General features: G+C 63.2%; 26 protein-coding genes. 18 read left to right on the forward strand and 8 right to left on the reverse strand.

Annotated elements, in window-relative coordinates; genetic code table 11:
• Positions 1-36: 36 nt before the first annotated feature.
• Complete coding sequence (locus tag GL284_RS10095) at positions 37-1,749, reverse strand: pseudouridine synthase (protein ID WP_155044484.1); 1,713 nt, start codon at positions 1,747-1,749, stop codon at positions 37-39.
• 108 nt (positions 1,750-1,857) lie between these two features.
• Here GL284_RS10095 and GL284_RS10100 point away from each other — a divergent pair, with 108 nt between their 5' ends.
• The 6 genes from GL284_RS10100 to GL284_RS10125 all read left to right on the forward strand — a co-directional run bounded on the left by GL284_RS10100 (position 1,858) and on the right by GL284_RS10125 (position 10,985).
• Positions 1,858-2,328 (forward strand): nucleoside deaminase, encoded by a 471-nt coding sequence (locus tag GL284_RS10100; RefSeq protein ID WP_155044486.1) that lies wholly within the window; start codon positions 1,858-1,860, stop codon positions 2,326-2,328.
• Between the two features lie 60 nt (positions 2,329-2,388).
• A complete protein-coding gene (locus tag GL284_RS10105; protein ID WP_155044488.1) occupies positions 2,389-5,820 on the forward strand; it encodes a pyruvate carboxylase in 3,432 nt (1,143 codons plus the stop codon).
• A gap of 119 nt (positions 5,821-5,939) precedes the next feature.
• On the forward strand, positions 5,940-7,082 hold the full coding sequence (locus GL284_RS10110) for an efflux RND transporter periplasmic adaptor subunit (protein ID WP_155044489.1): 1,143 nt from the start codon (positions 5,940-5,942) through the stop codon (positions 7,080-7,082).
• A 1-nt stretch (position 7,083) separates the two neighbouring features.
• Complete coding sequence (locus tag GL284_RS10115; RefSeq protein ID WP_155044490.1) at positions 7,084-9,021, forward strand: MacB family efflux pump subunit; 1,938 nt, start codon at positions 7,084-7,086, stop codon at positions 9,019-9,021.
• 74 nt (positions 9,022-9,095) lie between these two features.
• Complete coding sequence (locus GL284_RS10120; RefSeq protein ID WP_155044491.1) at positions 9,096-9,992, forward strand: MBL fold metallo-hydrolase; 897 nt, start codon at positions 9,096-9,098, stop codon at positions 9,990-9,992.
• Positions 9,993-10,004: 12 nt separating this feature from the next.
• Positions 10,005-10,985 carry a glutathione S-transferase family protein gene (locus GL284_RS10125; RefSeq protein ID WP_155044493.1) on the forward strand — a complete coding sequence of 327 codons (981 nt, stop codon included), beginning with the start codon at positions 10,005-10,007 and terminating at the stop codon, positions 10,983-10,985.
• 35 nt (positions 10,986-11,020) lie between these two features.
• Here the strand turns inward: GL284_RS10125 and GL284_RS10130 are convergent, their stop codons facing one another.
• Entirely contained in the window at positions 11,021-11,680 is a 660-nt protein-coding gene (locus GL284_RS10130) for a flagellar hook capping FlgD N-terminal domain-containing protein (RefSeq protein ID WP_155044495.1), read from the reverse strand.
• 11 nt (positions 11,681-11,691) lie between these two features.
• A complete protein-coding gene (gene fliK, locus GL284_RS10135; protein WP_155044496.1) occupies positions 11,692-12,930 on the reverse strand; it encodes a flagellar hook-length control protein FliK in 1,239 nt (412 codons plus the stop codon).
• Between the two features lie 103 nt (positions 12,931-13,033).
• On the opposite strand from fliK, the gene GL284_RS10140 reads away from it, so the two are divergent.
• The 8 genes from GL284_RS10140 to aspA all read left to right on the forward strand — a co-directional run bounded on the left by GL284_RS10140 (position 13,034) and on the right by aspA (position 18,817).
• Complete coding sequence (locus GL284_RS10140; protein WP_155044498.1) at positions 13,034-13,270, forward strand: rod-binding protein; 237 nt, start codon at positions 13,034-13,036, stop codon at positions 13,268-13,270.
• On the forward strand, positions 13,267-13,575 hold the full coding sequence (locus tag GL284_RS10145) for a hypothetical protein (protein WP_155044499.1): 309 nt from the start codon (positions 13,267-13,269) through the stop codon (positions 13,573-13,575). Before GL284_RS10140 ends, GL284_RS10145 begins: the two co-directional genes overlap by 4 nt.
• 165 nt (positions 13,576-13,740) lie before the next feature.
• Positions 13,741-14,580, forward strand: a complete 840-nt coding sequence (locus GL284_RS10150) for a flagellin N-terminal helical domain-containing protein (RefSeq protein WP_155044500.1) — start codon at positions 13,741-13,743, stop codon at positions 14,578-14,580.
• Positions 14,581-14,659: 79 nt separating this feature from the next.
• Positions 14,660-15,013, forward strand: coding sequence for a flagellar biosynthesis regulator FlaF (locus tag GL284_RS10155; RefSeq protein ID WP_155044501.1), 354 nt, complete (start codon positions 14,660-14,662; stop codon positions 15,011-15,013).
• Positions 15,010-15,414 carry a flagellar biosynthesis repressor FlbT gene (gene flbT, locus GL284_RS10160; RefSeq protein WP_155044502.1) on the forward strand — a complete coding sequence of 135 codons (405 nt, stop codon included), beginning with the start codon at positions 15,010-15,012 and terminating at the stop codon, positions 15,412-15,414. Before GL284_RS10155 ends, flbT begins: the two co-directional genes overlap by 4 nt.
• Positions 15,411-16,226 (forward strand): DUF1217 domain-containing protein, encoded by an 816-nt coding sequence (locus tag GL284_RS10165; protein WP_155044504.1) that lies wholly within the window; start codon positions 15,411-15,413, stop codon positions 16,224-16,226. Before flbT ends, GL284_RS10165 begins: the two co-directional genes overlap by 4 nt.
• Before the next feature lie 127 nt (positions 16,227-16,353).
• On the forward strand, positions 16,354-17,250 hold the full coding sequence (locus tag GL284_RS10170) for a LysR family transcriptional regulator (protein ID WP_155044505.1): 897 nt from the start codon (positions 16,354-16,356) through the stop codon (positions 17,248-17,250).
• Positions 17,251-17,410: 160 nt separating this feature from the next.
• Complete coding sequence (aspA, locus tag GL284_RS10175; RefSeq protein ID WP_155044506.1) at positions 17,411-18,817, forward strand: aspartate ammonia-lyase; 1,407 nt, start codon at positions 17,411-17,413, stop codon at positions 18,815-18,817.
• A 30-nt stretch (positions 18,818-18,847) separates the two neighbouring features.
• Here aspA and GL284_RS10180 read toward each other — a convergent pair whose 3' ends face one another.
• Positions 18,848-19,732, reverse strand: a complete 885-nt coding sequence (locus GL284_RS10180; protein WP_155044507.1) for a LysR substrate-binding domain-containing protein — start codon at positions 19,730-19,732, stop codon at positions 18,848-18,850.
• 213 nt (positions 19,733-19,945) lie between these two features.
• Between GL284_RS10180 and GL284_RS21475 the strand changes: the two genes are divergently transcribed.
• A complete protein-coding gene (locus GL284_RS21475) occupies positions 19,946-20,089 on the forward strand; it encodes a hypothetical protein (protein ID WP_230383016.1) in 144 nt (47 codons plus the stop codon).
• Positions 20,090-20,093: 4 nt separating this feature from the next.
• Here the strand turns inward: GL284_RS21475 and GL284_RS10190 are convergent, their stop codons facing one another.
• Entirely contained in the window at positions 20,094-21,296 is a 1,203-nt protein-coding gene (locus GL284_RS10190; RefSeq protein ID WP_155044508.1) for a pyridoxal phosphate-dependent aminotransferase, read from the reverse strand.
• A 103-nt stretch (positions 21,297-21,399) separates the two neighbouring features.
• Between GL284_RS10190 and GL284_RS10195 the strand changes: the two genes are divergently transcribed.
• Both GL284_RS10195 and GL284_RS10200 read left to right on the forward strand, forming a co-directional pair.
• A complete protein-coding gene (locus GL284_RS10195) occupies positions 21,400-21,648 on the forward strand; it encodes an FAD assembly factor SdhE (RefSeq protein WP_155044617.1) in 249 nt (82 codons plus the stop codon).
• Positions 21,649-21,748: 100 nt separating this feature from the next.
• Positions 21,749-22,270, forward strand: a complete 522-nt coding sequence (locus GL284_RS10200) for a MarR family winged helix-turn-helix transcriptional regulator (protein ID WP_155044509.1) — start codon at positions 21,749-21,751, stop codon at positions 22,268-22,270.
• Positions 22,271-22,404: 134 nt separating this feature from the next.
• Here the strand turns inward: GL284_RS10200 and GL284_RS10205 are convergent, their stop codons facing one another.
• From GL284_RS10205 to GL284_RS10215, 3 genes are all read right to left on the reverse strand, one after another.
• Positions 22,405-22,860, reverse strand: a complete 456-nt coding sequence (locus GL284_RS10205) for a YaiI/YqxD family protein (protein ID WP_155044511.1) — start codon at positions 22,858-22,860, stop codon at positions 22,405-22,407.
• 837 nt (positions 22,861-23,697) lie between these two features.
• Positions 23,698-24,288: a peptidylprolyl isomerase gene (locus tag GL284_RS10210; protein ID WP_155044512.1), complete on the reverse strand. Its 591-nt coding sequence runs from the start codon at positions 24,286-24,288 to the stop codon at positions 23,698-23,700.
• Positions 24,278-24,787 carry a peptidylprolyl isomerase gene (locus GL284_RS10215; RefSeq protein ID WP_155044513.1) on the reverse strand — a complete coding sequence of 170 codons (510 nt, stop codon included), beginning with the start codon at positions 24,785-24,787 and terminating at the stop codon, positions 24,278-24,280. The genes GL284_RS10210 and GL284_RS10215 overlap by 11 nt, the downstream gene beginning before the upstream one ends.
• A gap of 165 nt (positions 24,788-24,952) precedes the next feature.
• Here GL284_RS10215 and GL284_RS10220 point away from each other — a divergent pair, with 165 nt between their 5' ends.
• The gene (locus tag GL284_RS10220) at positions 24,953-26,149 is read left to right on the forward strand and encodes a phosphoglycerate kinase (RefSeq protein ID WP_155044514.1); all 1,197 of its coding nucleotides are present in this window, start codon (positions 24,953-24,955) and stop codon (positions 26,147-26,149) included.
• The last annotated feature ends 19 nt before the right edge of the window (positions 26,150-26,168 follow it).

The following is a 26,168-nucleotide window of genomic DNA, read 5'->3' on the forward strand; positions in this document are numbered from 1 at the left end:
CATGGGGGCCATGCCCCCGCGACCGATCCAGCGGCCTCAGCCGCGACGCGGACCTTTTCCCTCGGGTCGCGTCCCCTTGCCGGGGGTGCGATCTGTGGTTCTGGGACCGCCCTTGCCAGCAAATCCGCCCGGCTTGCCACCCGGTTTGCCATAGGGCTTGCCACCCGGTTTGCCACTTTGGCCCTCGGGCTTGCCATAGGGCTTGCGGTCGCCACCTTCGCGCTTCTCATAAGGCTTGCGGTCGCCGTCTTCGCGGCGGGCATAGGGCTTGCGGTCACCATCTTCGCGCTTGGCGAAGGGCTTGCCATCGCGGCGGCCAAAGGGCTTGTCGCCATCCTCACGCTTCGCGAAGGGGCGGCGATCCGATTGCGGACGGTCGCCATAGGGCTTGCGGTCGCCACCTTCACGCTTCTCATAGGGCTTGCGGTCGCCGTCTTCGCGGCGGGCAAACGGCTTGCGGTCACCATCTTCGCGCTTGGCGAAGGGCTTGCCGTCGCGGCGGGCAAAGGGCTTGTCGCCATCCTCACGCTTGGCGAAGGGGCGGCGATCCGATTGCGGACGGTCGCCGTAAGGCTTGCGGTCGCCGCCTTCGCGCTTCTCATAAGGCTTGCGGTCGCCGTCTTCGCGGCGGGCATAGGGCTTGCGGTCGCCGTCCTCGCGCTTGGCGAAGGGCTTGCCGTCGCGGCGGGCAAAGGGCTTGTCGCCATCCTCACGCTTGGCGAAGGGGCGGCGATCCGATTGCGGACGGTCGCCATAGGGCTTGCGGTCGCCACCTTCGCGCTTCTCATAAGGCTTGCGGTCGCCGTCTTCGCGGCGGGCATAGGGCTTGCGGTCGCCGTCCTCGCGCCGGGCAAACGGCTTGCGGTCACCGTCTTCGCGGCGGGCGAAGGGGCGGCGGTCGCCATCCTCGTCCCGGCGACCTGCGCCACGCTCGCGGAAGTCGCGGGGTTTGGCTTCGACCTCTTCACCGGTCAGCAGACCGCCAAGCTGGTCGCGCAGCACCTTGCGCTTGATCTCGCGCACCTCGTTTTCCTCCATGCCGGTCAGCTTGAAGGGGCCATAGCCAATGCGGATCAGCCGGTTCACGATCAGCCCGATATGGGACATGGCGCGGCGGATCTCGCGGTTCTTGCCTTCGCGGATGCCGACGGTCAGCCAGGCATTCGCACCCTGCTGGCTGTCCAGCGCGATCTCCATGGGGGCGAATTCCTCGCCGTCGATGGTGACGCCGCGGCGCAGGGGGGCAAAGGTCAGATCATTGGGCTGGCCGTTGACGCGCACGCGGTAGCGGCGCAACCAGCCGGTCGTCGGCAGCTCAAGGCGACGCTTCAGCTCTCCGTCATTGGTCAAAAGCAACAGACCTTCGGAATTCAGGTCCAGCCGGCCCACGCTCATCACGCGGGGCAGATCGCGGGGCAGCGCGTCAAAGACGGTCTGGCGGCCCTTTTCATCCGATTCCGAGGTCACGAGACCCAGCGGCTTGTAATACATCCACAGCCGGGTTTCCTGCGGTTCGTCCAGCGGCTTGCCGTCGACGCTGATCTTGTCGTCCGGCGTCACGTCCAGCGCGGGGCTGTCGATCTTTTTGCCGTTCACCTTGACGCGGCCTTCGACGATCATGCGTTCGGCATCGCGGCGGCTGGCAAGCCCGGCACGCGCGATCACCTTGGCGATGCGGTCAAGGTTCTTCGGTTTCGCGGCGTCATCGGTCGCGTCGGTTTTCGGGCTGTCTTCGGGCGTATCGGTCATGGCGATCTCCTGCGCATCTCTGCGGTGGCAAAGCGGGTTCCATAGGGCAAACGCCGCAATGAGGAAAGCGGTTCTTGCACCTTGGGCAATCTCGGGCCAGAAAAACGCATGAAATTCGCATCGCATATGCCACAGGCGCTGGAACAGGCCCATGCCGCAGCGCAGCGCGGCGAGGTGCCGGTGGGTGCGGTGCTGGTGGGCGCCGATGGCCGGGTGCTGGCGCAGGCGGGCAACCGCACCCGCGAATGGTCCGATCCCACCGCCCATGCCGAGATCGTGGCGATCCGAGAGGCCTGCCGGTTGCTGGGCTCCGAACGCCTGCCCGGCGCGCGGCTGTGGGTGACGCTGGAGCCCTGCCCGATGTGTGCCGCGGCCATTTCGGCCGCGCGGATCCAGGTGCTGTATTACGGGGCCGACGATCCGCGCATGGGCGGCGTCCGGCATGGCGCGCGGGTCTTTGACCATCCGCAATGCCACCACCGCCCCGAGGTGATCGACGGCATCGGCGCAGAAGAATCGCGCCTGCTGCTGCGGCAGTTCTTTCAGAAACGTCGCGTCGATGGCAGGCTGCACGACTGAGGCTTGCGCTGCGATGCAGCGCGGCTAAGGATACCCTACCGTGAGGAGATGGGGGAAGTGATGTTCAACAAGATCTTGGTAGCCAATCGCGGCGAGATTGCGATCCGCGTGATGCGCGCGGCGAACGAGCTGGGCAAGAAGACGGTCGCCGTCTATGCCGAAGAGGACAAGCTGGGTCTGCACCGCTTCAAGGCGGATGAGGCATACCGTATCGGCGCGGGTCTGGGGCCGGTTGCGGCCTATCTGAGCATCCCTGAAATCATCCGCGTGGCACGGGAATCGGGCGCGGATGCCATCCATCCGGGCTATGGCCTTCTGTCGGAAAACCCCGATTTCGTCGATGCCTGCGTGGCTGCCGGGATCGCCTTCATCGGCCCCACCGCCGACACGATGCGCGCGCTTGGCGACAAGGCCAGCGCCCGGCGCGTGGCCATCAAGGCGGGCGTCCCGGTCATCCCCGCGACCGAGGTGCTGGGCGATGACATGGACGCCATCAAGCGTGAGGCCGCCGAGATCGGCTATCCCCTGATGCTGAAGGCCAGCTGGGGCGGCGGCGGGCGCGGCATGCGCCCGATCCAGAACCCCGAGGAACTGCCCGAAAAGGTCCGCGAGGGCCGTCGCGAAGCCGAAGCCGCCTTCGGCAATGGCGAGGGCTATCTGGAAAAGATGATCCTGCGCGCCCGCCATGTCGAGGTGCAGTTGCTGGGCGACAGCCATGGCGGTCTTTACCACCTCTACGAACGCGACTGCACCGTGCAGCGCCGCAACCAGAAGGTCGTCGAACGCGCCCCCGCCCCCTATCTGACGCAGGCGCAGCGCGATGAGGTCTGCGGCCTTGCGCTGAAGATCGGCCAGGCCGTCGGCTATCGCAATGCCGGCACGGTCGAATTCCTGATGGATATGGACAGCCAGGCCTTCTATTTCATCGAGGTGAACCCGCGCGTGCAGGTCGAACACACCGTGACCGAGGAAGTCACCGGCATCGACATCGTGCAGTCCCAGATCCAGATCGCCGAGGGTGCGACGCTGGCCGAGGCGACCGGCGTGGCCTCTCAGGCCGAGGTGCGGCTGAACGGCCATGCGCTGCAATGCCGCGTCACCACCGAAGACCCGCTGAACAACTTCATCCCCGATTATGGCCGCATCGCCGCCTATCGCAGCGCCACCGGCAACGGCATCCGGCTGGATGGCGGCACGGCCTATTCCGGCGGCGTCATCACGCGCTATTATGACAGTCTGCTGGTCAAGGTCACGGCCCATGCCCAGACCCCCGACAAGGTGATCGCCCGCATGGACCGCGCGCTGCGCGAATTCCGGGTGCGCGGGGTGGCGACGAATATCGAATTTGTCATCAACCTGCTGAAACACCCGACCTTTCTGGATGACAGCTATACCACCAAATTCATCGACACCACGCCGGACCTGTTCCAGTTCGACAAGCGTCAGGACCGCGCCACGCGCATCCTGACCTATATCGCCGATATCTCGGTCAACGGGCATCCGGAAACAGCGGGCCGCGCCCTGCCCCCGGCCAAGGCCCGCAGCCTGACCCCGCCAAAGCCCCGCGCAGCGCCCGTGCCCGGCACGCGCCAGTTGCTTGAGGACAAGGGCGCGAAAGCCGTTGCCGACTGGATGCTGGACCAGAAGCAACTGCTGATCACCGACACCTCGATGCGGGACGGGCACCAGTCGCTGCTGGCGACGCGGATGCGCAGTATCGACATGATCCGGGTCGCGCCGTCCTATGCGGCGAACCTGCCGGGGCTGTTTTCGGTGGAATGCTGGGGCGGCGCGACCTTTGACGTGGCCTATCGCTTCTTGCAGGAATGTCCGTGGCAGCGGCTGCGCGACATCCGCGCGCGGATGCCGAACCTGATGACGCAGATGCTGCTGCGCGCCAGCAATGGCGTGGGCTATACGAACTATCCCGACAATGTGGTGCAGGAATTCGTGCGGCAGGCGGCGGAAACCGGCGTCGATGTGTTCCGCGTCTTCGACAGCCTGAACTGGGTCGAAAACATGCGCGTCGCGATGGATGCGGTCGTGGCCTCGGGCAAGATCTGCGAAGGCACGATCTGCTATACCGGCGACATCCTTGACCCGCAGCGCGCCAAATACGACCTGCAGTATTACATCCAGATGGGCCATGCGCTGAAGGATGCGGGCGCGCATGTGCTGGGCCTGAAGGATATGGCGGGGCTTTTGAAACCCGCCTCGGCCAGCCTGCTGGTGCGCGCCCTGAAGGATGAGATCGGCCTGCCGGTGCATTTCCACACCCATGACACCGGCGGCATCGGCGGGGCCACGATCCTTGCTGCGGCCAATGCGGGCGTCGACGCGGTGGATTGCGCCATGGATGCGCTGTCGGGCAATACCAGCCAGCCGACGCTGGGTTCGATCGTCGAGGCGCTGCGCCATACCGACCGCGACACCGGTCTTGATATTGCCGCCATCCGCGAGATCTCGAACTATTGGGAAGCGGTGCGCGAACAATACGCGGCCTTCGAATCCGGTCTGCAGGCCCCCGCTTCGGAGGTCTATCTGCACGAGATGCCGGGCGGTCAGTTCACCAACCTGAAAGCGCAGGCGCGCAGCCTTGGGCTTGAGGAACGCTGGCACGAGGTCGCCCAGACCTATGCCGAGGTGAACCAGATGTTCGGCGATATCGTCAAGGTCACGCCCAGCTCCAAGGTGGTGGGCGACATGGCGCTGATGATGGTGGCCCAAGGGCTGACGCGGCAGCAGGTCGAAGACCCCGCCGTCGAGGTGGCCTTCCCCGACAGCGTCGTCGACATGATGAAGGGCAATCTGGGCCAACCGCCCGGAGGCTGGCCCGAGGCGTTGCAAAAGAAGATCCTGAAGGGCGAAGCCCCGATGACGACCCGGCCCGGCGCGCATATGCCCCCCGTCGATCTGGAGGCCACGCGCCAGAAACTGGCCGAGGATCTGGCCACCGAGATCGACGATGAGGATCTGAACGGCTACCTGATGTATCCCAAGGTCTTTACTGATTACATGGCGCGCCATGCGACCTATGGGCCGGTGCGCGCGCTGCCGACGCGGACGTTCTTTTATGGCATGGAGCCGGGGCAGGAAATCGAGGCCGAGATCGACCCCGGCAAGACGCTGGAGATCCGGCTGCAGACCATCGGCGATACCGACGAAAACGGCGATGTGCGGGTGTTTTTCGATCTGAACGGCCAGCCGCGCGTCATCCGCGTGCCGAACCGTCAGGTCAAGGCCCAGACGGCGGCGCGGCCCAAGGCAGACCCCGCGAATGACGGCCATGTCGGCGCGCCGATGCCGGGCGTCGTCGCCTCGGTCGCGATCAGCGCGGGCCAGAAAGTCAGTCCCGGCGATCTGCTGCTGACCATCGAAGCCATGAAGATGGAAACCGGCCTGCATGCCGACCGCGAAGGCACCATCAAGGCGCTGCATGTCAGCGCCGGTCAGGGCATCGACGCCAAGGATCTGCTGGTCGAGATCGAATGATCCTCCGGGGGCGCGTGGCACATGTCGTGCGCCCCCGCGACAACACAGGATAAACGCGCCGTTTCCTTGGCATTTGGGATCGCCCGGCTAATGTGCCCGCAAGACGAAGACGGATTCCCATGAAATTTCGATACATTCTTGTTGTGCTGGCCTTGGCGGTGACCGCCACCGGGCTGTGGTGGTGGTCCGACATGCGCAGTCAGGCGGCAGCGCCGCCCGCGACCATGGCCGTCACGCGCGGCGACATTACCTCCAGCGTGCTGGCCTCGGGCCAGATCGAGGCCAGCCAGCTGGTCAGCGTCGGCGCCCGCGTCTCGGGCCGGATCGAGACGCTGCCGGTCAGCCTTGGCCAGACCGTCAAGGCAGGCGACCTGATCGCCGAGATGGATTCGCTGGATCAGCAGAATGAGGTCAAGCAGGCCGAGGCCGATCTGGCCAATATTCAGGCGCAGATCGCCGCCAAGAACGCCAACCTGACCCGCGCGCGGCAGGTGCTGGAGCGGCAGAAGAAGCTGGGGACCAGCAACTTTTCGTCGCGAGAGACGGTGGAAAGCGCGTCGGCGGATGTGGACGTGGCGCTGGCGGAACTGGATGCGCTGGCCGCCCAGAAGGCCCGCGCCGAGGTCAGCCTGTCCACCGCCAAGATCAGCCTTGAACGCACGCGGATCACCGCGCCGATCGACGGCACGGTCGTGGCGATCGTGGTCGAGGCCGGGCAGACCATCAACTCGATCCAATCCGCGCCGACGCTGGTCAAGCTGGCCAATCTGGACCGCGTGCTGGTCAAGGCCGAGATCTCGGAGGCGGATGTCGTGCGCGTCCAGCCCGGTCAGGATGTCAGCTTCACCATTCTGGGCGAACCGGGGCAGAGCTATGCAGCCAAGCTGGGCGCCATCGAACCCGCCCCCAGCGAGATCAAGACATCCGACACGATATCGACGGATTCCGCCATCTATTACAACGGCCTGATGCAGGTGGACAATCCCGGCCATGTGCTGCGCATCGGCATGACCACGCAGGTCAGCATCAATCTGGCCGATGCGCGCGACGTGCTGCGCATCCCGGCATCGGCGCTGCGCGGCGGGACGGTGCAGGTCTGGACCGGACAGGCGGTCGAAACCCGCCGCGTGCAGACCGGGCTCAGCGACAAGGTCTGGGTCGAGGTGACCTCGGGTCTGGCCGAGGGCGATCTGGTGGTGACCGGCGGGGCCGAGGCCGCAGGCGACGGCGCGCGGCGGATGCGCCGCCCGATGGGGTTCTGACATGGGCGCGCCGCTGATTTCGGCCCGCGGCATCAGCCGCAGCTTTGCCGCAGGCGACGAAGACATCACCGTCCTGCGCGATGTCGATATCGACATCTGGCCCGGCGAGATGGTGGCGATCATCGGCACCTCGGGGTCGGGCAAGTCGACGCTCATGAACATTCTGGGCTGTCTAGACCGCTCTACGCGCGGCACCTATCTGTTCGACGGGCAGGATGTCGGCGCGCTGTCGCCCGACGACCTGGCGCGGCTGCGGCGGGCGCATTTCGGCTTCATCTTCCAGCGTTACCAGTTGCTGCCCGATCTGGACGCGGTGGAAAACGTCGAAACCCCCGCCGTCTATGCCGGCGTGCCTGCCGCGGCGCGTCGGGCGCGGGCGGTGGACTTGCTGACCCAGCTTGGCCTGCAGACGCGGCTGGATCACCGGCCAAGCGAATTGTCGGGCGGCCAGCAGCAGCGTGTCTCGGTCGCGCGGGCGCTGATGAATGGCGGCGAGGTGATCCTTGCCGATGAACCGACCGGCGCGCTGGACAGCAAAAGCGGCGAGGATCTGATCCAGTTGCTGCTGGAACTGAACCGGCAGGGCCATACCATCGTCATCGTCACGCATGACCCCGACGTGGCCGCCCGCGCCCATCGCGTGATCGAGATCAGCGATGGCCGCATCATCCGCGATTCCCGGCCCGAAACCACGGCGGCGACACGCCCGGCACGACCGCTGACGGCCTCGGGTTCGGCCACCGCGTCGCTGCGCCGCCTGTCGGAAACCGCGCAGATGGCGCTGCGGGCGATGTCGGCGCACCGGCTGCGCAGCTTTCTGACCATGCTGGGGATCATTATCGGCATCGCCTCGGTCGTTCTGGTGGTGGCACTGGGCACGGGCAGCCAGCGGCAGGTCCTGCAAGACATCAGCACGCTGGGCACCAACACCATCACCGTGCGGGCCGGTCTGGGCTTTGGACGACCGGGATCGGGGCGGATCCGCACGCTTGTGCCGTCGGATGCGCAGGCCATCGCGGCCCAGCCCTATGCCCGCGGCGTGTCACCCGCCGTCAGCAGCTCGGCCACGGTGATCGCCGGCAATGTCGAGGCCACGGCCCAGATCAGCGGCGTCAGCAGCGATTATTTTCAGGTCCACGCCTATGCCACCGTCGCGGGCAGCCTGTTCGGCGCGGATGACGTGGCGCAACTGTCGCAGGTCGCGGTGATCGACGCCGATACGCGCGACACCTTCTTCGCGGGCGCCGATCCCATCGGGCAGGTGCTGATGCTGGGCCGGGTGCCGGTGCGCGTCATCGGCGTCGTGCAACTGACCGGCGCCAGTTTCGGGCCGGACAACCTGAACATCTTCGTGCCCTATACCACCTCGATGTCGCGGCTGACCGGCCAGCAACATCTGAACAGCATCGGCGTGCAGATCGCGGATGATTACGACATGCAGCACGCCCAGGACGAAATCGACGCCCTGCTGCTGGCCCGCCACGGCACGCGGGATTTCTTCCTGTCCAACAGCGACACGATCCGGCAGACCGTCACCTCGACCACGCGGACGCTGACGCTGCTGGTGGCGATGATCGCCGTGATCTCGCTGATCGTGGGGGGCATCGGCGTGATGAACATCATGCTGGTTTCCGTGACCGAGCGCACGCGTGAGATCGGCGTGCGCATCGCCATCGGCGCGCGCCGCAGCGATATCGTCGGGCAATTCCTGATCGAGGCGGTGCTGGTCTGTCTGGTCGGCGGCGTGCTGGGCATCGCGCTGGCCTTGGGTGCGGGACTGCTGCTGGGCTGGCTGAGCGCGGCGGTCACGCTGTCCTTTTCCACGCTGTCGATCGTCGTGGCCTTCCTCAGTTCCACGCTGATCGGCATCACCTTTGGCTTTCTGCCCGCACGCGCGGCGGCGCGTCTGGATCCGGTGGTGGCGCTTAGCCGCGAATAGTTGCCGTTTTCCGGCGGCCGCGCTATATCCCGGATGAAATTCCGGCTTGGTTTTGATGCGCAGAAGGATATTCCATGAATGGCTGCCCAAAGGTAACAGGGTTCTATGAACCATGCAGCGGATCCATCCAATATGTCGTCGCCGATCCCGCCAGCGGCCAATGCGCCATCATTGATCCGGTGCTGGATTATGACGAAAAATCCGGCGCGACCGCAACCATTCAGGCCGACCGGCTGCTGGAGTTCGTGGCCACCGAGGGGCTGACGGTGCAGTGGATTCTGGACACCCACCCCCATGCCGACCATTTTTCCGCCGCCAGCTATCTGCGCGACCGGACTGGCGCCCCCACCGCCATCGGCGAGCGGGTGCGTGAGGTGCAGAAGCTGTGGCAGGATTTCTATGACTGGCCCGAACTGCCCTGCGATGGCCGGCAATGGGACCGGCTGTTTGCCGATGGCGACACCTTCCAGATCGGAGAGCTGTCGGCGCGGGTGATGCTGTCGGCGGGGCATACGCTGGCCTCGGTCACCTATGTCGTGGGCGACGCGGCCTTTGTGCATGACACGCTGTTCATGCCCGACAGCGGCACGGCGCGGGCGGATTTCCCCGGTGGCAGCGCCGAAACCCTGTGGGAGTCGATCCAAGCGATCCTTGCCCTGCCCGACGCGACGCGCATCTTTACCGGCCATGATTACCGCGAAGGCGGCCGCGAGCCGCGCTGGCAATCGAGCGTGGCCGAGCAGCGCGCAACGAACAGCCACATATCCAAGTATCTGACGAAAAATGAATTTGTTGCCGCGAGGCAGGCGCGCGATGCCACCCTGCCGATGCCGCGGCTGATCCTGCACGCGCTGCAGGTGAACATCGCCGGCGGGCGCCTGCCTGAACCACATGCCAATGGCAGGCGTTACCTCAAGATCCCGATGGGCCTTTTTCCGGGGCCATGGGAGCAGTCGGAAAAGATCTGTTAACAAAGGCGGAACATGGGACAGCTTGTCGAAGGCGTCTGGCATGACGAATGGTATGACACCGAAAGCTCGGGCGGGCGTTTTCAGCGCACAACCACCTCGTGGCGCAACTGGGTCACGGCGGATGGCAGCGCCGGTCCGTCGGGAGACGGTGGATTTGCCGCGGAAAGCGGGCGCTATCACCTTTACGTCTCGCTGGCCTGTCCCTGGGCGCATCGGGCGCTGATCTTTCGCGCGCTGAAGGGGCTGGCGCCGCATATCGGCGTGTCGGTGGTGCATCCCGACATGCTGTCGGACGGCTGGACCTTCGCCACCGACTTTCCGGGCGCGACCGGGGATGATCTGTTCGGCCTGCCCTTTCTGCGCGACATTTATCTGAAAGCCGATCCTCAAGCCTCGGGGCGGGTGACGGTGCCGGTGCTTTGGGACAAGGCGCAGGGCACCATTGTGTCGAACGAAAGCGCCGAGATCATCCGCATGATGAACAGCGCCTTTGACGGTCTGACCGGCAATCGCGACGACTATTGGCCGCAGGATCTGCGCGAACAGATCGAGACACTGAACAGCCGCATCTATGACACGGTGAATAACGGCGTCTACAAGGCTGGTTTTGCCACCTCGCAAGCCGCCTATGATGAGGCCGTCGTGCCGCTGTTTCAGTCCCTTGACTGGCTTGAGGATCTGCTGAGCGCCAATCGCTATCTGACCGGCAACCGTCTGACCGAGGCGGACTGGCGGCTGTTCACCACGGCCGTGCGCTTTGATCCGGTCTATCATACGCATTTCAAGTGCAACCATGCGTGGCTGCGGGAATATCCGAACCTCTGGGCCTGGACGCGCGAGCTTTATCAGATGCCGGGCGTGGCCGAGACGGTCGATTTCGCCCATATCGTCCGGCATTATCATTACAGCCACGACACGATAAACCCGCATCGCATCATCCCGATCAACCCGACGATCGACTGGGATGAGCCGCATGGCCGTGGCGGGTTCTGATCGGCACGGGCCGGACGGAAACAGGTGATGCGGGCTTATTCCCGCACCGCCGTCACCTCGTCCAGCGACACGGCATTGTCGCCTTCCAGCACCAATGCCGACCCGGTCGCGGTCAGCTCGGCCCCGGTCACCTTGGAATAGGCGGCGACATCGGCGGTTGCGACCACCTCTCCGCCCTTCAGGGATTCGGTGCGGAACTGGTAAAGCCCGGCGGGCAGCAACTCTCCGTCCGCGTTGCGGCCGCGCCAATCCACCTCACCCGCGCCGGTGCCGACATTTTCACGCGAGACTTCGCGGCCATTTGCGTCAAGCACAACCAGCGTGACGGAATCGGCATCTGCCGCCGGCGCAAGTTCAAGCGTGACCGGCGCATCCTGGAACCACACCGGGGCCGTCGTCCGCACCTCGCGCCCGATCCATGTCGACAACTGCCCCAACTGACCGCCGCCCGAACTTTCGACAAGCTGGGTCAGCAAGCTGTTGGTGCGGGCCTGCTGTTCGACGCCGGAAAATGTCGCAAGCTGCACCGCAAATTCGGTGCTTTCCATTGGGCTCAGCGGGTCCTGATTTTGCAGCTGCGTGGTCAGCATCTTCAGGAATGTCTCGAAATCACCACCCGTCGACGCGGCGGCGCTGATGACGGACGCCGAGCCTGTCGTGGAATTTGCGGGCGTGGCGCCCACCGAGCTTACCATGTCATGTCCTCTCAAATACGCATGTCGATCTGCCGCCCGGAAACCGAAGCGGGGGGAATGGAGGCTTGCTGCGGGGCAGCCTCCGCAAAATGTTCACCGCGACCTTGCCTTGCCTGAGACGAGGCTCGGAAGCTGCGGTCGGATTGTTCTGAATCGCCGAAATGCAGCGAAGCACCGCTCATACCCGCGTCGCGCAATTCGCGGCCAAGCAGGTCGGCATGACGACGCAAAAGCTCAAGCGTGTCGCGGTTTTCGGCATAGACCGCGACGCTGGGGGTGTCGCCCGGCGTCACGATCAGCCGCACCTTGCCTAACTCCTCGGGGCTGAGGGTGATTTCAACGCGGTTCTGATCCGCCTGCGCCAGCTTTTCCGAGATCTGCCGCGTCACTTCGCGCGGATCCACATGCGGCAGGCGCAAAGCGTGGGATGCCATGATCGGCTCTGCACGCAGCTCTTTCGCGACATGCAGCGTCAGATCCACCACAATATCCTGCAGCGACGCGGGCGTTTCCGGCTTCAGCGTCTCTGCGGCCTGCGGTGCAGGACTGCTGCCATCCTGAGCCGTGTTCGCGCCAGACCCAGCACCCGGATCAAAGGCTGCCGCCGACGGCTCAGTCGCTGCAACCATGCGCCCGGACAACGTATCCTGCCCGGATTGCGGTGCAACATCCTCAGCCCAGGTCTGGGCGGCGTCGATTGCGGGGTCCCCATCACCTAAAATATCGGCACCGCCCCCATCGGCGGTGGTGACCTGCACCAGCGCTGATTGCGCCTGCTTTTGACCAACCGTCATGGCTTCTGCCTGAGCCTGCTTTCCATGTCCCGAACCAGCCGGATACGCCGCCGTTGCCTCGGCCTTTTGCGGAATGCCTGCCCCGGATGACATATCGGCATCAGACGTCTGAAGCGGCTGATCGACCGTCCCCTCGGTTTCGGCCCCTGCCCGATCAGAGGACCCATCGGTGGCAGCGGTGACATCCGCAACAGACTGCAGCAAAGCCGCATCCGGAGGGATAGGCTGTTGCCCAGCAGCAATCGCGTTGATGTCCACCACATCTGCGTCATCGCCTATATCTTCGTCCGCGTCAGCCTGCCCCAGATCCTGCATTTCACCAGCCGCCACCGCTTCGACGGCAGTAAGCTGATCGAAAGTCGCCAGAAACCCCGACGCCGAATCCTGATCGGGCCGTTCCAGTGATTTTGCAGTGAACGGCGCTGCAAGGGCAGGTTCAAAAATACCAAGATGCATATCGTGGACCCAACTTGTTCACTGGTTGAATACCACCTGCTGATTACCAAATATTTACCGCCATATGAAATTATGCCGCCATCAAAACATTTCGGAGCCACCCATGATCGTGAATTCCCTGTCCCATCAACCACCCCTTCCCACACATAAGAATATAGCCGACGGGTTGGAAAAAGCATTTCTTACTGAAATGTTGAAATATGCCGGGCCAAAGCCGATCGAGGGGTCATTCGGCGGCGGTATCGGCGAAGATCAGTTTTCCAGCATGTTGACCGAAACCTATGCGCAGGCGCTTGCCGAACGGATCGACCTGGGCTTCGCAGGAAAGCTGTTGCAATGATCGATATCCTGAAAAAACTGCAGGAAGCGCGGCAGGCCGTGCAGGATGTCGCACCCGACCGCGCGGCAGCAATCCTGCATGAGATCGAGGCGAAGGCAGACTTCGAATCATTGCCCGACCGCGATGCCGTTCTGCGCGAACTGCGGGCGATTCGCGAACATTCCGATGCCGCGGCGGCGGGAATCGCTGCTGCACAGAAACAGATTGCAGAATTGATGCGACTGGGCCGCAGCCTTGGAACCTATGATCGCGCCGGGAATATGCAGGTAAATTCCACCCAAGCTCGCCAGATTCGGAAGTATTGAGTAAAATGCCTGAGTTTCTTTTCTTGGGTGGCGATGGAAATTCAGACTTTATTCAGAGGTGACGGATAAAACCCGTCTTGTGCAAGGAAGCACCGGGAAATCCCGCAGGTCAGAAGGCCTTCATATCAGAAAGGGCGGAACTGCCCTTATTCATGGAGTGATAATATGTCCAGCATTCTGACCAACAGCTCGGCCGTCGTCGCGTTGCAGACCCTGAAAGGGATCAACGCGAACCTGGCAAAGACGCAATCCGAGATCTCGACCGGCAAAACCGTGAGCACCGCTCAGGACAATGCCGCAATCTGGTCCATCGCGAAGACGATGGAAAGCGACCAACAGGCGTTCAAGACCATCCAGACCAACTTGAACGTTGCAGGCCAGACGATCGCCACGGCCCGCACCGGTGCGGAATCCGTGCAGAAACTTCTGGACGACATGAAGAAACTGGCCGCCAGCGGCAACCGCAGCGATGCGGATTTCACCAAGATCCAGACCGACATCACGGCGAAACAGGAACAGATCGCTGCGATCGTCGCCGGGACGCAGGCCAATGGCGTCAACCTGCTCAGCACCAACGGTGTCAACGCTGGAACGACCTATTCGGTTCTGGGTTCGCTGGACCGTGCCGGTGCGACCGTCACCGCCTCGACGATCGAAGTCGAATCGCTTGATTTCGAAGCAGATATCGTCGGTGCAACCATGACGGCGATCACCGACACCGACTCTGCCGCAACCGCTGTGGGCGAGATCGAAGCTCTGTTGACCATCGCGATCAACGGGGCGGCAACGCTGGGTTCGGCCGGTCAGCGCATCACGGATCAGGTGGACTTCGTGTCGAAACTTGGCGACTCGCTGAAACTTGCTGTCAGCTCGCTGGTCGATGCCGACATGGAAGAAAGCTCGGCCCGCCTGCAGGCGCTACAGACGCAACAGCAGCTGGGCATCCAGGCCCTGTCGATCGCCAACCAAGGCCCGTCGGCGATCCTGTCGCTGTTCCGCGGCTGATGAAAAACCCGAGGGCGCCTTCGGGCGCCCTCGACCTTCTTGAATATTCAGATCAGGAAACAAGATCTTGAACGCGGTGATGCCTTTCTCAGAACGTGCATATGGCAGCCCGGCCATTCGTGGCGCGCGCGATATGGAATACGATGTCTTCTCGCGGGTGACGCGCCTTCTGCGGCAAGCTTCACGCGATTGCAGCGGCCCGGAAACGATCGCCGCCGTGGCAAAGAACAATGAGCTTTGGACGCTGCTTGCCGCCGATCTGGCGCACGAGGGCAACCAGCTTGACGACCAGACCAAAGGCGGCCTGCTGTCGCTGGCAAGTTTCTCGCTTCGCCATGGCCAGCGCGTTATGTCGGGCCAAGCGACGACCGAGCCGCTGATCGACATCAATATGCTGGTCATGAAGGGCCTGCGTGGCGAGGTTCCGGCATGAGCGGCCTTATCCTGAAACTTGCGCCAAACGAACGGGTCCTGATCAACGGCGCCGTCATCGAAAATGGTGACAAGCGATCGCGCATTTCGGTGAAGACACCGAACGCGAATATCTTGCGTCTGCGCGACGCGATCCATCCTGACGACGCAAAAACACCTGTCAGTCGGACCTGCTATCTGTGCCAGTTGCTTCTGGTCGGTGAAGCCGATGAAAACAGCGCAAGGCGCGATATTCTGATCGGGATTGAGCAGCTGTCTCGGGCGCTGATTGATCGTGACAGCATGGCAACGCTGGACGCAGCAACTGCGTCGACGCTTGATGGGAACTATTACCAGACGCTGAAGCAGCTTCGCACTCTGCTGCCGCGTGAAGCGCGTCTGTTGGCGGCAGCCCGATCATGAGCTACGCGGTCCAACTTGGAATGGGGGGGTATCTGGGCTGGAAGCTGCTTGAGCGGACGGCCGACAAGCAGATGACGACATTCCAGAACGACCTGCAGATCCGCCGCTCCAGCGATTACTTTGCCGAAAAGATGCCAGCGGTCAAACAGGCCGATGAACTTGTCTCGGATTACCGTCTGCTGCAGGTTGCTCTTCGCGCCTTCGGTCTGGACAATGACATTGCCAACAAGGCCTTTATCACCAAGGTGCTTGAAGCCGATCCCTCGGACAGCGACAGCTTTGTGAACCGGCTGTCCGACAAACGTTACCTCAGCCTGAACAAGGCCTTAGGCATGACAGCCACTGGTGGAGGGACGGCAGGGAATACGCTGGACAACGCACAGGCCGCGCCAGACATCGACGCAATTCTTGATCTTTACGTCACGCGGTCCTTTGAAAAGAACATTGGTGAGCGTCATCAAGAGATCGAGATCGCCATGAATGCCCGGCGGGAACTGGGACAAATGGCAAAAAGTGACGTCAGCAATAATGCGAAATGGTATCAGATCCTTGCATCGAAACCGCTTCGCCAGGTGTTTGAAGGCGCGCTGGGTCTTGGCTCATCCTTCGGCCGGATGCCGATCGACCGTCAGCACAGCGAAATTCAAATAAGACTGGAAAGATTGACGGGCAGTAGCGACGTGTCGCAATTTGCCGAGCCAGAGAACCTTGAAAAGGTCTTGAAATATTATCTGATCCGGTCGCAGATCAATAATGTCGACGTGTCCAGCCCTTATGCGGCGGCGCTGACAATCCTGCGCTCGGGGGCCTAGCCAACCAAATCGTCCGATCAGACGACGCCTTCGACGATTAATGCTTTCGGCCTTCTGCATCCTCAGCGCACTGCCAAAGGCATGGCGCAAAGCATGACACTGCGCTAGATCAGCCATGGGGGATCCCATGGATTTCAAATGGCTTGAAGACTTTCTGATGCTGGCGGAAACGCGCAGCTTTTCACGCTCGGCCGATTTGCGGGGCGTCACGCAAAGCGCCTTCAGCCGCCGGATCCGCGCGCTTGAGGAATGGCTGGGCACCGATTTGCTGTCCCGCGACAGCTATCCGGTCAGCCTGACGCCCGAAGGCGTATTGTTCCGCGAAACCGCCGAAGAGGCGGTCCGGATGATCATCGCGCGCCGGACCGAGTTCCGCGATCACTCCCGCGCAAGGGGCGGCGAGATCTCCTTTCTGTCGCTTCACAGCCTGACGGTCACCTTCCTGCCGGACTGGTTGATGCGGTTGAAGGCCGTGACAGGCCAGATGACCAGCCGCGTCAAACCCGAGAATTTCGACCGCTGCATCGAAGCCCTGACCGAGGGGGGCCATGACTTCTTCCTGACCTATGCGCATCCGCAGGTGAATATCCCGCTGGATCCGCAGGGCTATCCGCATCTTGTCGTCGGTCATGACAGTCTGGTCGCGGTGGCCCGGCCCGGCTGGCCGCCCGAATGGCTGACCGACGGAATGCCGCTGCTGAAATATTCGCGCGGCAGCTTTCTCAACGAAATGGCCCGCATCGCTTTGGCACGACCCGGCGCGCCCAAGGTCTATGTCGCGCATACCGACGAATCCTCGATGGCGGAATCGATGAAAAGCATGGCGATCGCTGGCCATGGCGTCGTCTGGTTGCCGCGCCTGCTTGTGGCGTCCGAAATCGGCACCGGGCGGCTGGAAATCGTCGCGCCGGAACTGCCGATGGAAATCAGGCTGTATCGCAACGCCGCACGCGGGCGGGGCATCACCGGCCGCGTGTGGCAAGCCGCCTGCGAGCTTGGCCAAGGTTATGCAGGAACGGAATAACCCTGTCGCGATTGGCATTTGAAGGCTTGGCCGATCAGGCTTAAATCCTTGGAAGCGGGACGAAAATCCTTCGCACCCGCACCAAACCAAGATCCAAAATCCAGCATGGCCGGACCGCCCCGCATTCAGCGGGCCTTGGCCGCATGCGTCCAAGGAACAGATGATGGCAACCCGCATCGAACATGACCTGCTTGGCAATCGCGAAGTGCCTGCCGACGCCTATTGGGGCGTGCACACGCTTCGCGCGGTCGAAAACTTCCCGATCTCGGGTCGTCCCATCGGCGAGATCCCGGAACTGGTCCGCTCGCTGGCCGCGATCAAGCAGGCCGCGGCGCTGGCCAATGCCGATCTGGGCCTGCTGTCGCCGGACCGCCGCGATGCCATCACCGCCGCCTGCGAGGACATCCGCGCCGGTCGCCTGCACGATCAATTTGTGGTCGACCAGATTCAGGGCGGCGCGGGCACCTCGACGAATATGAACGCCAATGAGGTAATCGCCAATCGCGCGCTGGAGATCATGGGACATGCGCGGGGGGATTATAAGTTCCTGCACCCGAATGAACATGTGAATATGAGCCAGTCGACCAATGATGTCTATCCGACCGCGCTGCGGCTGGCCTCGTGGAAAGGGATCCAGAAGCTGATCGGCGCGCTGTCGTCGCTGCGGGTCGCATTCGCGGACAAAGCCCTGGAATTTCATGACATTCTGAAAATGGGCCGCACGCAGCTGCAAGAGGCCGTGCCGATGACGCTGGGGCAGGAATTCAACACCTATGCCATCATGATCGGCGAGGATGAGGCCCGGCTGGCCGAGGTGTCGCAGCTGGTCTGCGAGATCAATCTGGGGGCTACGGCCATCGGCACCGGCATCACCGCCCATCCCGAATATGCCGAACGCGTGCGCGCGCGGCTGGCCGAAATCACCGTGATCCCCGTGGTCACCGCCGCCGATCTGGTCGAGGCGACGCAGGATTGCGGCGGCTTCGTGCAGGTGTCGGGCGTCCTGAAACGGGTCGCGGTGAAGCTGTCAAAGACCTGTAACGATCTGCGGCTGCTGTCGTCGGGCCCGCGTGCGGGCTTCAACGAAATCAACCTGCCCGCCCGTCAGGCCGGGTCCTCGATCATGCCCGGCAAGGTGAACCCGGTCATCCCCGAAGTGATGAACCAGATCTGTTTCGAGGTGATCGGCAATGACATGACCATCACCATGGCAGCCGAGGGTGGCCAGTTGCAACTGAACGCCTTCGAGCCGGTCATCGCCTATAGCCTGTTCCGCTCGGTCGATCACCTTGTTGCGGGCTGCGCCACGCTTGAGGTGAACTGCGTGCGCGGGATCACGGCCAACCGGGATGTGCTGAAGGAAACCGTGCGCCGCTCGATCGGCATCGTCACGGCGCTGAACCCCTATATCGGCTATGCGGCGGCGACCGAAGTTGCGACCGAGGCGCATCTGACCGGACGCGGCGTTTATGAGCTGGTGCTGGAAAAGGGTCTGCTGCCCAAGGACCGGCTGGATGCGATTCTGCGCCCGGAAACGCTGACGCGGCCATCCCTGTTCGTCGCCTGATCCGGAAAGGCCCCCGCGAAGGGGGCCTTTTCACACCGCCTCGCAGGCGATTTCGTCCAGAAGAAAGGCGCGGAACTTGCGGATCGCCGGACGATTGCGCCGCCCCTTGGGATAGGTCAGCCAGAACCCGCGCCCCATGCTGGAGAGTTGCGCAAACGGCTGCACAAGGCTGCCATTCGCCAGCTCCAGCCCAAAAAAGCGCGGCATCAGCATCGCCACGCCATAGCCCGCAAGGGCGGCGCGCGCCTCATGCAGATCGGTCGACATGATCAGGCCGGGCCGGCCATAGCTTTCCGGGAAATCGACCTGCGCCTCATGCATCCAGACCGCCCAATAGGGGTCGTTGCGATCCAGAAGCGGCAGCTTCAGCAGATCGGCAGGCGTGTCCAGCCGGTGCCGCGCCGCCAGTTCGGGCGACAGCATCGGTGTGTATTCGATGGGCATCAGGAAATGCGATTCCAGCCCCGGCCAGTCGCCTTTGCCCGACCGGATGGCGACGGTGATATCCTCGCGCGCGAAATCCACCACATCGTCGCTGGTTTCCAGACGCACCGCCAGATTGGGGTGATCCAGCTGAAATTTTCCCAGCCGATGCGACAGCCATGCCCCCGCGAATGTCGGCACGGTCGAGATCGACAGCGTCGAGACGGCATCGGCCGAAGGCGCGGAATAGGCTTCGCGCAGCATGTCGAAGGCGTCGATCGTGGGCCGCGCCAGCAGCGCACCGCGTTCGGTCAGCGTCACCTCGCGCGGTTTGCGCAGAAACAGCGGCGTGCCCAGCCGCTCTTCCAGCAGGCGGATCTGATAGCTGACGGCGGCCTGGGTCATGCCCAGCTCATCCGCGGCGCGGGTGAAACTAAGATGGCGGGCGACGGCGTCAAAGGCGCGCAAGGCGGCAAGTGGCGGAATAGACATAAGGCAGCCTTATGAGCCTGTGCTGAGGCTTTGTTGGTAAAAGCCGCGCGACAGTATCATCTTCGGCAAGCCCATCAACCCATGGCGCATTGCGGAGTAAAAGCAATGGCAAGGAATATTGCGACTGAACGGCAAACCACGGGGTTTGCCGAACGTATCCTTATGCTTCTTGGTCTTGGAAAGACCGATAAGCAGACCCTATGCACCGATCGAATGTCGGCGCTGGATGATCCGGCGACCCGACAGGCGCTGGCCGGTCTGCCCGAGCATATTCTGCGCGATGTGGGCGTCATCAGCGCAGCCCCCGACAAGGTTACCCCCGTCGAAGGCCAGGCGCTTCGCGATCACCTGTGGTAGCGCCTCAGCGCAGCCCTTCGCAGAACTGGCGGATGCGCGCACATGCATCCGTCAGCACCTCATCCGAGGTCGCATAGGAAATGCGGAAATGCGGCGACAGGCCAAAGGCCGCGCCAAAGACCACCGCCACGCCGGTTTCATGCAGCAGAGCGGTGGCAAAACTCTCATCATCCGAAATCAGCGTGCCGCCCGCCGAGGTCTTGCCGATCAGATCGCGGATCGAGGGATAGACATAGAACGCGCCTTCGGGAACCGGGCAGACGATCCCGGGGCAGGCATTCAGTCCCTCGACCACCAGATTGCGGCGCCGCTCAAAGACGGCCCGGCTTTCGGCGATGTAATCCTGCGGACCCTCCAGCGCGGCCAGCGCCGCATATTGGCTGATCGAGCTGGGGTTCGAGGTCGATTGCGACTGCAACTTGGCCATCGCCTTGATCAGTTCGACCGGACCCGCGCCATAGCCGATGCGCCAGCCGGTCATCGCATAGGCCTTGCTGACGCCGTTCATGGTCAGCGTGCGATCCTTCAGCGCCGGCTGGACCTGCGCGGGCGTCACAAAGGTGAAGTCGTCAAACACCAGATGTTCATAGATGTCATCCGCCAGCACCCAGACATGCGGGTGACGCATCAGCACATCGGTCAGCGCCTGCAGATGTTCGCGCGTATAGCCCGCGCCCGTCGGGTTCGAGGGCGAGTTCATGATGACCCATTTGGTGCGGGGCGTGATCGCAGCCTCCAGCGCCTCGGGGGTCAGGCGGTAGCCATTCTGCATCGTGGCTTCGGCAAAGACCGGCGTGCCGCCCGCCAGCAGAACCATGTCGGGATAGCTGACCCAATAGGGCGCCGGAATGATGACCTCATCGCCGGGATTCAGCGTGGCCATGAAGGCGTTATACAGGATCTGCTTGCCGCCGGTGCCGACGGTGATCTGCGCGGGGGTATAGTCCAGCCCGTTTTCGCGCTTGAATTTCTGACAGATTGCCGCTTTCAGCTCGGGCATCCCGTCGACCGCCGTATAGCGCGTATGACCCGCGTCGATCGCGGCCTTGGCGGCCTCGCGGATATGTTCCGGGGTGTCGAAATCCGGCTCGCCCGCGGAAAGGCTGATGATATCCTTGCCTTGTGCGGCCAGTTCACGGGCAAGCCCGGTGATGGCAATGGTGGGCGAGGGTTTGACGCGGGCAAGCGTCTGGGACAGAAAGCTCATCGAAAATTATCCTGCGACTGGGTCGCCTAGTCATAGGCGGCGGGTTGCGGGCAGGCAAGCCGGAGGCAGGGATTTGGACGAAGCAAAGCTGAAACGGTTGCGGATGCGCAGTTGGCGGCGCGGCATGAAGGAAATGGACCTGATCCTTGGGCCATTTTCGGACAGCGAACTGCCGGGCCTCAGCGATGCCGAGGTCGCGGTTTATGAGCGTTTGCTGGAAGAAAACGACCAGGACATCTATCCGTGGATCACCGCGCGGCTGTCGGGCCAACGCCCCGGACCCGCTGAATTTTCCGCACTTCTGGACCGGATTACTGCGTTTGCCGCCGCCCGGCTGCAGCCGAAATCCTGAAAGTTTTAGCGATCGCCGAAAAAAACGGCAGGCATTAACTGAAGATTCGGCTTTCTGCGTCATGGTCCATCAGAACGATAGACCATGAACGGAAACCGCCATGCCTCAGCGCAATCCAAGCCCTGTCCGTCCGGTGCCCGCATTGCGGCCCGTGCCCGCGACGTCGCGAACGGATGCCTATCTGGAAAGTCTGCAGATCCTGGAGCGTCTGCACCGGCTGCTTCAGGATATCGTCAAGGACGAATTCGAGCGGCTGGGCCGTTCCGACCTGACGCCGGTTCAGGCGCTGCTGATCTATAATCTGGGCATGTCCGAGGTGACGGCGGGTGAGCTCCGCTCGCGCGGGATGTATCAGGGCTCGAATGTCAGTTATAACCTGAAAAAGCTGGTGGAACTGGGCTATGTCCATCACGAGCGCTGCGAGATGGATCGCCGTTCCGTCAAGGTGCGCCTGACACCCGACGGGCAGGAGGTGCGTGAACGCGTGGCCGATCTGTTTGCCCGCCATGCCGAAGGTCTGGAACTGTCCGGCATTCTGGACGACCCGGCCATCGAGGCGGTGAACCTGCAATGGCGCCGCGTCGAACGCTACTGGATGGAGCAGATCCGCTATATCTATTGAAGCCAAGGGCCTGCGGCTGTCGGTGCGGTTGCCGCGCTGACGTAGGCCGTTCGGGTGGCTTTCCGGTGTCTGCGCTCGGCCAAGGCAAGGCAGGTCAGGCAGAACGCGCGGGCTGTCCCGCAGCGGCATCAGGCTTAGACGGCCCGCATCGCCGCCGCCATCACCCGGTCCAGCGATTGCAGGAACTGCGCCCGCTCGGCCTTGCCGAAGCCGCCGCCTTTGCCCTGCAGGAACGGATCGGCGGCCCGCAGATCCTGCATCAGGTCGCGCGTGGCCAGCCGCCCGCCGATATTGGCAAGGGTCAGAACCTCGCCATTGGGCTGGATCACCTGCGCCCCGGCCTTCAGGCAGCGGTCGGCCAGCGGAATGTCCGAGGTCACGACGACATCCCCTGCCCCGCATTCGGCGGCAATCCACTTGTCTGCCTCATCAGGGCCGTCCGGCACGACTTTCAGCGTGACGAAGGGATTGGCCGACGGCCGGATGCCGCCATTGCAGACCAGCACCATCGGCACACGCAGACGCGTCGCCACCCGCTCGGCCTCGGCCTTCACGGGGCAGGCATCGGCATCGATATAAAGCGTGGTCAACGGCACGGGCTCCCTTTGCGGACAGGTCCGGATTAGCCAAGACGAGGCGGGATGAAAACCGCCAAATCGGCGATGCAGGACTGGCTGCCGCGACAGGACCATGCAGAACGTCGTGTGACGGCGGCGCCTGCATTGGGCACCACGTCATCTGCGGCAGCGGCAGTTGCACCTTCCGCAGGACACGCCGAGACGCCGAGACGCCGAGACGCCGAGACGCCGAGACGCCGAGACGCCGAGACGCCGAGACGCCGAGACGCCGAGACGCCGAGACGCCGAGACGCCGAGACGCCGAGACGCCGAGACGCCGAGACTTGCACAGCATCGGATCAGCGCAACGGCGGAAATGCCCAAAAATCTGATTTTTTTCATTGAAATACAGATTTTTAGCCAATCCCTTATCATAAGGTCAAGTTCAACCCCAGCCATCCAAGATCACCGGGCAACGCTCTCTGACACCGCACATCCCCTAACTCAGAAGCAGTATTCTTCTCCGCGCATTTTGCGCCTTGACCGGGTTCGCCGCGTCTTGCGGGATGACACGCAGAACGTCCGTCATATCCACCACAAGACGCCGAAAGCCTGCTAATTTCTCGGGTCATGCAAGGTCGGGATCCTGTTCCCACCATGCCCCCGTCATCCCCCGGGGCCGTCCACTGCCATACGCCGGATCACCTGCTTCAAGCCCAATCCAGCCCCCCTAAAGGCCGCACTGACCCACACATCACGACGCCTTGCCCGCGGCATCCCATCGCAGCTACCCAGCCGGGCAATCCGCCGCGCCGAAAAAAGAAAACCCCGACAATTGCCGGGGTTTTCACAAACGCAAAGATCCGTGCCTTATTCCTGCACGGTGACTTTCAGCATGTAGTCGGGCTCGGAGACCGAGCCATTCGCGGCCGGATCGCCCTTCTTGATGGCGTTCAGCACGTCCCAGCCTTCGACCAGCTGACCGACGACGGTGTATTGGCCGTCCAGAAACTCGGCCGGCGCCAGATCGATGAAGAACTGGCTGTTGGCGCTGTTGGGATCCTGCGCACGGGCCATGCCGACGGTGCCGCGCTGGAAGCTGACATCGTTGAACTCGGCCGGAAGGTCGGGCATGGACGAGCCGCCCATCCCGGCGCGGGCCGTATCGGCACCATGCTTGCCGAACTCGACATCGCCGGTCTGCGCCATGAAGCCGTCGATCACGCGGTGAAACACCACGCCGTCATAGTTTCCGGCCTTGGCCAGCGCCACCAGACGTTCGACATGCTTGGGGGCCTTGTCGGCGTAAAGGTCCAGAACGATCTGGCCCTTGGCGGCTCCCGCGCTGTCGGCGACCTCGATCACCAGATTGGGGCCGGGACCATCGGTCACACCGGGCAGACCCTCGGCATGGGCCGCGCCTGCCATCAGCAGCGTTGCGATCAGCGCCTTATTCAGCATCGGCAGCCACCTTGACCGAGATCATGCGGTCGGGATTCGCCGGCGGCTCGCCGCGCTGGATCTTGTCCACGGCTTCCATCCCCGAGATCACGCGACCATAGACGGTGTATTGCCCGTTCAGGAAATGGTTGTCCTTGAAATTGATGAAAAACTGGCTGTTCGCGCTGTTGGGGTTCATCGAGCGCGCCGCACCCAGCGTCCCGCGATCATGCGGCAGCCGCGAGAATTCCGCCGGCAGATCCGGCAGATCCGACCCGCCCGTGCCCGCGCGACCGGGATTGTAGTTGTTTTCCATATTGGCATGTTCCACATCGCCGGTCTGGGCCATGAAGCCCTCGATCACGCGGTGGAAGGCCACATTGTCGTATTTCCCGGCGCGGGCCAGTTCCTTCATGCGCTCGACATGCTTGGGGGCCACGTCGGGCAGCAGCTCGATCACGACCGGGCCGTCCTTCAATTCGACGATGACGGTGTTTTCGGGATCCTTGATCTCGGCCATGCGGGGTCTCCTTCTACTGGCTTGGGGAAAGGCATAAGCATTTCGTGGCGTGCATACAACGCCGCCATTGCCACCCGGTTCGCCACCGCGGCAGGTTGACGAGAATGTCATGATGCGGGACAACCCGCCAAGGCCGTGCGCGGCGACAGGGAAAAGGGACGACGAATGGCGGATTTCAACACGATTGATGACATGGACCTTGACGGCAAGGTCGTGCTGACCCGCGTCGATCTGAACGTCCCCGTCGATGCAGGTCAGGTCACCGATGCCACGCGCATCGAAAAGATCATGCCGACCATCCGGGATATTCAGGAAAAGGGCGGCATTCCCGTTCTGCTGGCGCATTTCGACCGCCCGAAAGGCAAGCGCGTCGACAGCATGAGCCTGAAGGTCGTCATCCCCGCGCTGGAGGCGGCTTTGGGCCAGCCGGTGAAATTCGCCGAGGAAGCCATCGGCGGTCCGGCCAAGCGCGCCGTGGCCGATCTGGCCAAAGGCGATGTGCTGCTTTTGGAAAACACCCGCTTCTATCCCGGCGAGGAAGAGAACGATCCGACCTTCGCGGCGTCGCTGGCCGCACTTGGGCAGGTCTATGTCAATGACGCGTTTTCGGCGGCCCATCGCGCCCATGCCTCGACCGAAGGCATTGCGCGGCTGTTGCCCGCCGCCGCAGGTCGGCTGATGGAGGCCGAGTTGAAGGCGCTGGACGCAGCCCTTGGTGCGCCGCAGCGCCCGGTCGCGGCCGTGGTCGGCGGCGCCAAGGTTTCGACCAAGCTGGACTTGCTGGGCAACCTGATCACCAAGGTCGATCATCTGGTGATTGGCGGCGGCATGGCCAATACCTTCCTTGTCGCGCAGGGCATCGAGGTCGGCAAATCGCTGGCCGAGCGCGACATGGCCGACACCGCGCGCGAGATTTTGGCAAAAGCGCAGGACAGCGGCTGCACGATCCACCTGCCTGTCGATATCGTCGTCGCACGCGAATTCAAGGCGAATGCCGAGAACCAGACCCTGCCCGCCGATGCCTGCCCCGCCGATGCCATGATCCTTGATGCCGGTCCCGAGACCGTCGCCAGGATCGCCGAGGTGTTTGACAGCGCGCGCACGCTGATCTGGAACGGCCCGCTGGGCGCATTCGAGATCGCGCCCTTCGACGCCGCCACCAATGCCACCGCGCAAAAGGCCGCGGAACTGACGCGCGACGGCAAGCTGATTTCGGTCGCGGGCGGTGGCGATACCGTCGCTGCGCTGAACAAGGCGGGCGTTTCGGGCGATTTCACCTTCATCTCGACCGCAGGTGGCGCGTTTCTGGAATGGATGGAGGGCAAGGAACTGCCCGGTGTCGCGGCTTTGGAAAAGCGCTGATCCGGCGCGGATCGGATCG

It is taken from the genome of Paracoccus shanxieyensis (genome assembly GCF_009711265.1).
Taxonomy (GTDB): Bacteria; Pseudomonadota; Alphaproteobacteria; order Rhodobacterales; family Rhodobacteraceae; genus Paracoccus; species Paracoccus shanxieyensis.